The 7861-nt window shown below is 37.2% G+C and carries 7 protein-coding genes; all 7 read right to left on the reverse strand.

Going from position 1 to position 7861, the window contains the following annotated elements; all coding sequences use genetic code 11:
• Nucleotides 1-2: 2 nt before the first annotated feature.
• From ACFPTP_RS15925 to ACFPTP_RS15955, 7 genes are read right to left on the reverse strand one after another with little or no spacing between them, the layout of a single operon-like run.
• Nucleotides 3-626, reverse strand: a complete 624-nt coding sequence (locus tag ACFPTP_RS15925; protein WP_381446837.1) for an acetyltransferase — start codon at nt 624-626, stop codon at nt 3-5.
• Nucleotides 619-1698, reverse strand: a complete 1080-nt coding sequence (gene neuB / locus ACFPTP_RS15930; RefSeq protein ID WP_381446783.1) for an N-acetylneuraminate synthase — start codon at nt 1696-1698, stop codon at nt 619-621. Before neuB ends, ACFPTP_RS15925 begins: the two co-directional genes overlap by 8 nt.
• Nucleotides 1695-2822, reverse strand: coding sequence for a UDP-N-acetylglucosamine 2-epimerase (neuC, locus tag ACFPTP_RS15935; protein WP_381446785.1), 1128 nt, complete (start codon nt 2820-2822; stop codon nt 1695-1697). Before neuC ends, neuB begins: the two co-directional genes overlap by 4 nt.
• Nucleotides 2823-2827: 5 nt before the next feature.
• Nucleotides 2828-3982, reverse strand: coding sequence for a LegC family aminotransferase (locus ACFPTP_RS15940; RefSeq protein ID WP_381446787.1), 1155 nt, complete (start codon nt 3980-3982; stop codon nt 2828-2830).
• The gene (locus ACFPTP_RS15945) at nt 3979-4977 is read right to left on the reverse strand and encodes an NAD-dependent 4,6-dehydratase LegB (protein ID WP_381446789.1); all 999 of its coding nucleotides are present in this window, start codon (nt 4975-4977) and stop codon (nt 3979-3981) included. The genes ACFPTP_RS15940 and ACFPTP_RS15945 overlap by 4 nt, the downstream gene beginning before the upstream one ends.
• A gap of 13 nt (nt 4978-4990) precedes the next feature.
• Nucleotides 4991-6904, reverse strand: coding sequence for a motility associated factor glycosyltransferase family protein (locus ACFPTP_RS15950; protein ID WP_465269808.1), 1914 nt, complete (start codon nt 6902-6904; stop codon nt 4991-4993).
• Nucleotides 6852-7454 carry a hypothetical protein gene (locus ACFPTP_RS15955; protein WP_381446793.1) on the reverse strand — a complete coding sequence of 201 codons (603 nt, stop codon included), beginning with the start codon at nt 7452-7454 and terminating at the stop codon, nt 6852-6854. The genes ACFPTP_RS15950 and ACFPTP_RS15955 overlap by 53 nt, the downstream gene beginning before the upstream one ends.
• Between the last annotated feature and the right edge of the window lie 407 nt (nt 7455-7861).

The raw sequence follows: 7861 nt of genomic DNA on the forward strand, positions 1-7861 counted from the left end.
TATTACACTTCCTTTGCTGGGACTCCATAAACTTTTTTCTTATTCCCTACATTTTTCACAATGACTGAACCGGCTCCAACTATCGACTCTTCTCCGATCGTTATCCCTTGGATAATAGAAGTACCTGTTCCAATATGGCATCCGTCACCTATTCTGACTCCACCTGACAGTGTTGAACCAGGGGCTAAATGGACATGACTTCCAATCATACAGTCATGATCTATAATCGTTCCCGTATTAATAATTGTGTTGTCAGCAATTGATACATTGGTCTGCAGTATGGCCCCTGCCATAATTTGTACCCCTTGTCCAATATTTGTAGAAGGAGATATTATAGCCGTTGAATGAATAACATTCGTAAACAAATATCCTTTTGCTTTGAATTTTTCAAAAACCAACTTTCTTTTTTTGGAAATAGTTATCGTGCCAATCCCTAAAACAAGTTCCACTTCATCAGGCTTATATTTCGTAATTGCATCATCCATTCCTATATACAACAACTCAAAAAAGTCGTTATCCTCTTCAGGAGCAGTATACCCCTTTATTTCTCTTCCTTGACCAATTAATGTTTCGACTAAAACAGAAGCATGGCCACCATTTCCAATCATGATAATTGGTTTATTCATCAATTAATTCATCCGCCTTATATGATTTCTTGGCCACTGTACCAATTAAGGTCCAATAGGCTGTTGGTGGCATTCCATTGCCCGCTCGTTTAATGGCAAAATGATTTTCCGTAAGTACTTCACCTGCTGAGATTTCCTTATTCGCGACAATACTCTTCCTAGCAACTATTCGATTTTTAAGTTCAATTCGTGTCGGCATTTTGTTGCCATTACCGAGAGATTGTTCAATTGCCCTGATTCCAGTTACCATTTCCTTTAACTCATTTGGCTCCAATGAAGCACGGTGATCTGGACCTGGCAAATTGCAATCTAATGTAACATGTTTTTCAATAATTGATGCACCAAGTGCAACTGCCGCAATTGGCACAGCGATGCCTTCTGAATGATCCGAAAACCCGATTGATAAGTTCAATTCTTCTTTCATGGAAGTTATTGCCTGCAAATTAATTGTTTCAAATGGTGCAGGGTACTCAGTTGTACAATGTAAAACAGTCACAAATTCATTTAAAAGATTTTTAGCTTCATCCGTTTGATAGAAAGCTTTTACTTGATTAAGGTCAACAGATTTCTTTGGAAACCCCAATCCGTAAGCTATGAATGACAATGCTTCATGAATATCTTCCATTGTCGCCATGCCAGTCGATACAATCATTGGCTTCCTCTTTGTAGCGATATAATGAATAAATGGACTGTTCGTAAGTTCACCCGAGGGAACTTTAACCTTACGCATTTTGATATCATTTAATAAAAAATCGACACTTTCAAAATCAAAAGGAGTCGATAAAAATTCAATTTGAAGTGAGTCACAATAACTTTTTAGTTCAAGAAATTCTTCAAATGACAACTCGAGGTTTTTCAACATTTCAAATTGAGAAGTTGCCTTACCTAGATTATTCACTTGATAATCAGCTTGTTGAACAGCCCGTGTCACCAAATTTCCCGCTTTAAATGTCTGAAACTTCACAGCGTCTGCTCCAGAATTTTTTGCTATATCTACTAATTGCTTCGCTATACTAAGGGAGCCATTATGGTTAACACCTGCTTCGGCGATGATGTAAGTTGTATTGTTCATAAGTCATAAAACTCCTTTTGAATCGAATAGGACGGCATGTTTTTGATTTTCCTTACAATTGCCGATGAAACTTTCCCATCTCCAAAAATGTGTTCATAAGGACCTTGAAAATTAAGTGCAGTTTCAATTGCTTGGTATATAGATTTCCCGTCTAAAGCAGCATTTATTACTGACGAAGGGCATTCTCTTCCCATCTGCCGGTTGCCGCAATTAACCGTTGGCGTTTGTAAATATGGAACTTCAATAAGACCACTAGATGAATTACCAATTACAGCATTTGCGTGTTTCACTGCGCTTAGATAGCGTAACTGCCCTAATGATTCGAAAAGAAACGCATTGTCATTTCTTAATACAAATTGTTCGATCGCCTCATTGATCGCTCTTCCCCCGTTATCTGCATTCGCCTTTGTAAACACAAGATTGGTTTCCGAATAGTTATTTAACGCTGTGAGAAGTGGATATATACCTTTTGTAACGCCATTTGTTTCAGGATGAAATGTAATTAGGAATAACGGTAGCCTATCTTCAAGTTTGAGTTCTGCATACAATTCTTCCTTGGATAGTAAAGGGATTTTTAATATATTTTCAATACCGATTGCGCCAACATTCCAAACACGTTCTGGATGTTCTCCAAGCTGGATAACTCGCTTACGATGTGACTCCGTACTAACAAAATGCCAAGTTGCCATTTTTGTAATCGAGTGGCGAATTGAATCGTCATAGGCACCAAAGGATAATTCACCACCATGCAAATGTGCAATTGGTAACTGCATAACAAGCGCTGCTTGTGCTGCTGCCATCATTTCAAAACGATCACCAAGAATAATTAACAAATCAGGTTTCAATCGATTAAATGCACTGGCGAAACCAACTGTTCCAAGTCCAATCGATTTCGCAACTCCAACAGCAGTATCCGATGACAAAAGCATTTCCACCTTCTCATCAATTACAAATCCATCTTGTTCGATTTGTTTATACGTCATGCCAAACTCTGAGGACAAATGCATGCCCGTAACGACCAATTGCAGTTCAAGTCCATCATCTTGTTGAATTTCTTTCATAAGCCAGTACAGGAGTCCATATTCGGCTCTTGTACCGGTGACGATACATATTTTGCGGCGCAATGATTTCACTTCACTTTCAACGGAGTGCTTGGAATGTTAATTAAAGAATTTTTCAATTCCTTTGTTACAGTTAAGTCGGATTTAGGCATTTTATTATATGGCTTTAATTCATTTATCGGAGTCCATATTGGTCTTGACATAACGCCATTATCATTCAAAAAGTCCAAGATATTATCACGATTATGTTGTGGTTCAAGTATTAACGTTTGCAACCAGTAGTTTCCTCTGGCGGTAATTGGTTCTTTAAATAATGAGACACCATCTAAAGAGTTAACCAAGCTCTCATATGTTTCTGTTAGCTGTCTTTTTTGAGCAATGAATGCCGGGATTTTTTGCAATTGCGCACAACCAAGTGCTGCGTTAATGTTTGGCAACCTATAGTTATAGCCTATCTCATCATGATCGTATGCCCACCGATGGGGAACTTTCGCGGTAGTTGTTATGTGTTTAGCGTAATCAGCCAGTCTATCGTCATTCGTTAAAATGGCGCCACCGCCACCAGTTGTCATTATTTTATTGCCATTAAAACTTAGTGCCCCAACAAGGCCGAATCCACCGGTATGCTTTCCTTTATAGTAAGAACCAAGTGATTCCGCTGCATCTTCAACAAGCACAAGGTTATAACGCTCGCACATCTTGATTAGTGGTTCAAGATCTACCGGATGACCAAATGTGTGCATTGGTACAACCGCGCGGATTACTCTATTTGTCTGTTTATTAATAAGCTGTCCGTTAATCATTTTACCGATGTCATGAATGTGTTCCTCAAGTTTTTCCGGATCCAGTCCTAGAGTAATACCACTTACATCAACAAAATGCGGGACTGCTTGCAAGTATGTAGCCGCATTCGCAGTTGCAACAAACGTCAAAGATGGCATAAATACTTCATCACCGGGTTGTACTCCCGAAATCTTCAAGGCGATTTGCAGAGCAGCAGTACCATTGACGACAGCAACAGCACGCTTTACACCTGTAAACTCAGCTAACTCCTGTTCGAATCGATCTACATATTTTCCAACTGATGAGACCCAACCAGACTTGACACAGTCTGTTACATAGTCAATTTCAGTTTCATCAAAAGAAGGTTCATGAAGTGGTACAAAGTCTTTTTGGTATAGATCTTTTATCGCATTCGCAAAGGTGAGCCACTGCTCATTCATATGTTATACACATCCATTTTGTAGGATGTTAGATTTTGTGGGTTTGTAAACCATTCAACCGTTTCTTCTAGTCCACGCCTAAATCCTTCTTTGCCGCCATAACTAGGTGTCCATCCAAGAAAATCTTTAGCCTTTTGATTAGCAGCCCAAAGCCGTTCTACTTCGCTTTTTTTCGGGCGAAGACGCTGCTCATCAGTTTTAATGGTTAAATCTACTTCCATAATATTAGCAATCATTTCTGCAGTTTCACCAATCGAAACCTCATAGTTAGAACCGATGTTAATTACTTCTCCTATTGATTTTTCACTATTCATGATAGAGATGAAACCACTTACTGTATCCTTTACATAGTTAAAGTCGCGTGTTGGACTGATTGCACCTAACTTAATGGTTGTGTTCCCGGCCGCAAGTTGACCAATAATCGTAGGAATGACGGCACGCGCTGATTGTCGTGGGCCGTATGTGTTAAACGGGCGAATAATGGAGACGGGTGTATCAAAAGAACGATAAAACGAAATTGCCATTTGATCTGCAGCTATCTTCGTTGCAGAATATGGCGATTGCCCCTGCAAAGGATGATTTTCATCAATTGGGACATATTGTGCTGTGCCGTATACTTCACTTGTGGATGTATGGACTACTTTCTCAATACCCAATTCTCGGGCAGCTTGAACAATGTTCAAAGTTCCTTTAATATTCGTGTCAACATAAGTATCAGGCGAATGATAAGAGTAGGGAATTGCAATCAAAGCTGCCAAGTTAAGGACATGCGTACAACCCTTCATCGCTTCTTTAACTCCGTACGGATCTCGAATATCACCTGAGAAAACATCTAGATTTTGCTTAATTTGAGGAGAAGATTGATCTAACCATCCCCATGAATTATATGAATTATAATATACAAAAGCGCGTACATCATACCCTTGACGAATTAGTTCTTCCGTTAAATGGGAGCCTATGAAACCATCGGCACCTGTTACGAGTATTTTTTTCATCATAGACATCTTTTCACCCGTTTTCTTTATCGTTGTTAGTCAAGTTTTCAATTCTTAATTTTAATTCTTCAAAATATGGTTTAACAAATTCATGATGTAAATGAACTTCTTGTAAAAATGCATTGAAAACTTGCACTATGACATCTACTTTTTTATTAATGTCTCTTTCATAGCGATATAATTTACTTTCTTCCGATAATCGTTCATTTTGCACCCTTATCATCGGTTCAATAAAACCATTATAAAAAGCATTTCTTTTTAATTGCTCGAACTGTTTGTCAAAAACAGCAAAATGTTTCTCAATATTTTTCCACTGTCTATTTAGCCTAATTTGATGAATTTCACTTAAAGTTTCTAACAATTTTCGCGCTAATCTTCCGCAGTTTTTCTCAGCTTGTGCAAGCAATTCAAGCCGCTTATCTGTATACTGGATTTCGTAAGAAGGGTTCTGGTCTTTCCAAGCAAAGATAACTTGCTTAGTGTTCAGCCTTTCTTTAATCAAATCTTTCAGATGAGCAAAGTGGGTACCCTTGATTTTAGCGCCTCCTTTTGTCGTATTAATCACTTCGAAATTTTCATTCATTCCAATGTGCATTTCGAGCTGCTGTCGCATCGAATTAAAACTATCATCAGTCTGTATATCATTTCCATACACATCTTTTATTATAAGAGCTTTTTTCTGCTCCTCTTCACTTACTTCATTTTCGACAAAATTATATTTAATTCCACTAGCATACCGCTTTTTTTCTATATACCCTAAGTTTTGCCCTACCAATAGAATAGGATTGCATTTAAGTCGGCAAAGCAATTGAAATGTGACAACCGCTATTGAAGGTGCGTCTAGAACGATGTCAATTGACTGTGTAGTGTCTAACAATTGGGGTGATACAGAGTCTTGACTTGTAATCATATGAAACATTTTCCCTGGGTACTCTTCCAATGTTTCGAATCCAACAGAACTACCGAATATTAAAGGTATCTCAGAAATATTCTCATCCTTTAATTTCTGAAAAACATATTGGTTTAGTTCAGAAGGATCATACGTACAAGCCGCATCGGGGTAAATCCCTTGGTCAATTAATGCATTGATTGCAGAGCCGACTGAAAATATATAGGCCAGACCATTTTCTTTAATGTACCGTAAATTTTCAAATTCCTCATTCAGAGAAGGTCCGGCAGCTACAATAATTGCTGGTTTTCCCTCGAAAGAACTTCTGTCAATATCATATAATATATTTGGAGTCTTAAATAAAGTCGGAAAGTTTTTGATAGAGTTAATAGTCCAACGTTTTTGGAATGATATATTAGTTGTTAATGAACTGTGTCTTTCCTTAAGCGACTCAAGCGTCTGCTCAAAAATAGTCTGGATTTGCACCCCATATATCTTTTCATAAACAGGCAAAGTGATAATTTTCAGTACATTATTCGATTTGCTTAATAGTTGTTTGATTTCACTTTCTATTGCTTTAATATCTTTACCAACAAATATTTTCACTAGATTATGTAAAGGTAATTGTTCTAATTGAAAGTGTGATAAATAAGCATGGAGAACTTCTTCATCGGGCTCATATATAGAAAACTTCGAATCTGGGTGAGTCTCCATAAATCGTTTGATATGGTACCCTCCCCCTATCCCTACAAATAACACATGTTTAATGGTTTCGTCAGCAAATTTATTGACAAATCGCTCCGCTTCACTTTGTGGATCATATTTACTTTGGAGGTATTGAGCCCGGCCGTCAAGCAAAATTTTCATAGTCGGTACTCCCGTTTTCGCCTGTTCAACAATTACATTCCCTGATACCTTACGATTATCAAATTGGGATATATAATTTAATAATTTTCGATCTTTTAGCCGGAGGATATTTCGATTATTAATTAAGATCATGACGTATTCCCTCATTATCAATTGTCTGTTTAACTTCATTATTCAAATTTTCAAAAACAGAAATCAATTCATATTTAATGATATCCCCTATTAATATATTATCTTTGTTTTCAACTGCCTCAGATAGGGTCTGAATATTTTCCTGCATTTTTGCTGACACAGTTAGATACGCCTTCCAGTTCGTGGGCACGGTTCCACTCTGACCTATCACTAACAGCATTTCATCAAGCCATTGTAAACCTTCCAATAGTTGAACTAATCTCTCCCAGGTTGCTGCATTTGGGTTGTCATAAAACTCCTCCGCCAATATCATAAGATCAGGATTTGCTCGCTCAATATATTCTTCCGTTGAAAGTAGTAAGTCATTGACAAATTCCTCAACAGTTTTTGCGATAATTTCAAGTCGTGATATGTGCTCCCCATTTTTATTAAGATAGAATTCATGTTCATCATACACTTCTATTCCATCTGCAATAAAATGACTAAAATAATATCCTTTATCTAATAAGTTATTAATTTTTTTAATTATCTCTTCCGTAGACACTGAACTGTTCAATTTCACAGATTGTTGTTGAAAAATTAATTCCAAGGGGAACCCCTCCGTTTTTATATAATATACAAAGTTTATTATTATAGTATATATATCGGCTACAAATTAGGAATTTCAATATGTAAATGTAGAGAAGTATTGTATAGTAAGAAACCTTTAAAACAGGTAAAACAATATTCTTGATGCTAACTTGCTTTTTATAAACTCAATCCAATACATGGGCGGTTATCCAGAAAATTAAAAACAAATTAATTAAGATAAGTAAAGCCTTAATATATTTATTTCAAATTTAAAACGCGATCCGAAATCGGAACGCGTTTTAAAAGATTTAACGTAGAAGCTGAAGTACACCTTGCGGTTGTTGGTTGGCTTGCTTTGCCGCCATGCCTTTCGAACATGGAATAGACTATATCTTCACCCTCAAGTCACCTTGTAGGGGCTGGGCA

It is taken from the genome of Sporosarcina koreensis (genome assembly GCF_042655825.1).
GTDB lineage: Bacteria > Bacillota > Bacilli > Bacillales_A > Planococcaceae > Sporosarcina > Sporosarcina koreensis.

Coding starts and splice junctions, on each gene's coding strand:
- neuB (WP_381446783.1), bottom strand. CDS start 1,698: ATGAACAATACAACTTACATCATCGCCGAAGCAGGTGTTAACCATAAT.
- ACFPTP_RS15945 (WP_381446789.1), bottom strand. CDS start 4,977: ATGAAAAAAATACTCGTAACAGGTGCCGATGGTTTCATAGGCTCCCAT.
- ACFPTP_RS15940 (WP_381446787.1), bottom strand. CDS start 3,982: ATGAATGAGCAGTGGCTCACCTTTGCGAATGCGATAAAAGATCTATAC.
- ACFPTP_RS15925 (WP_381446837.1), bottom strand. CDS start 626: ATGAATAAACCAATTATCATGATTGGAAATGGTGGCCATGCTTCTGTT.
- ACFPTP_RS15950 (WP_465269808.1), bottom strand. CDS start 6,904: ATGAAGTTAAACAGACAATTGATAATGAGGGAATACGTCATGATCTTA.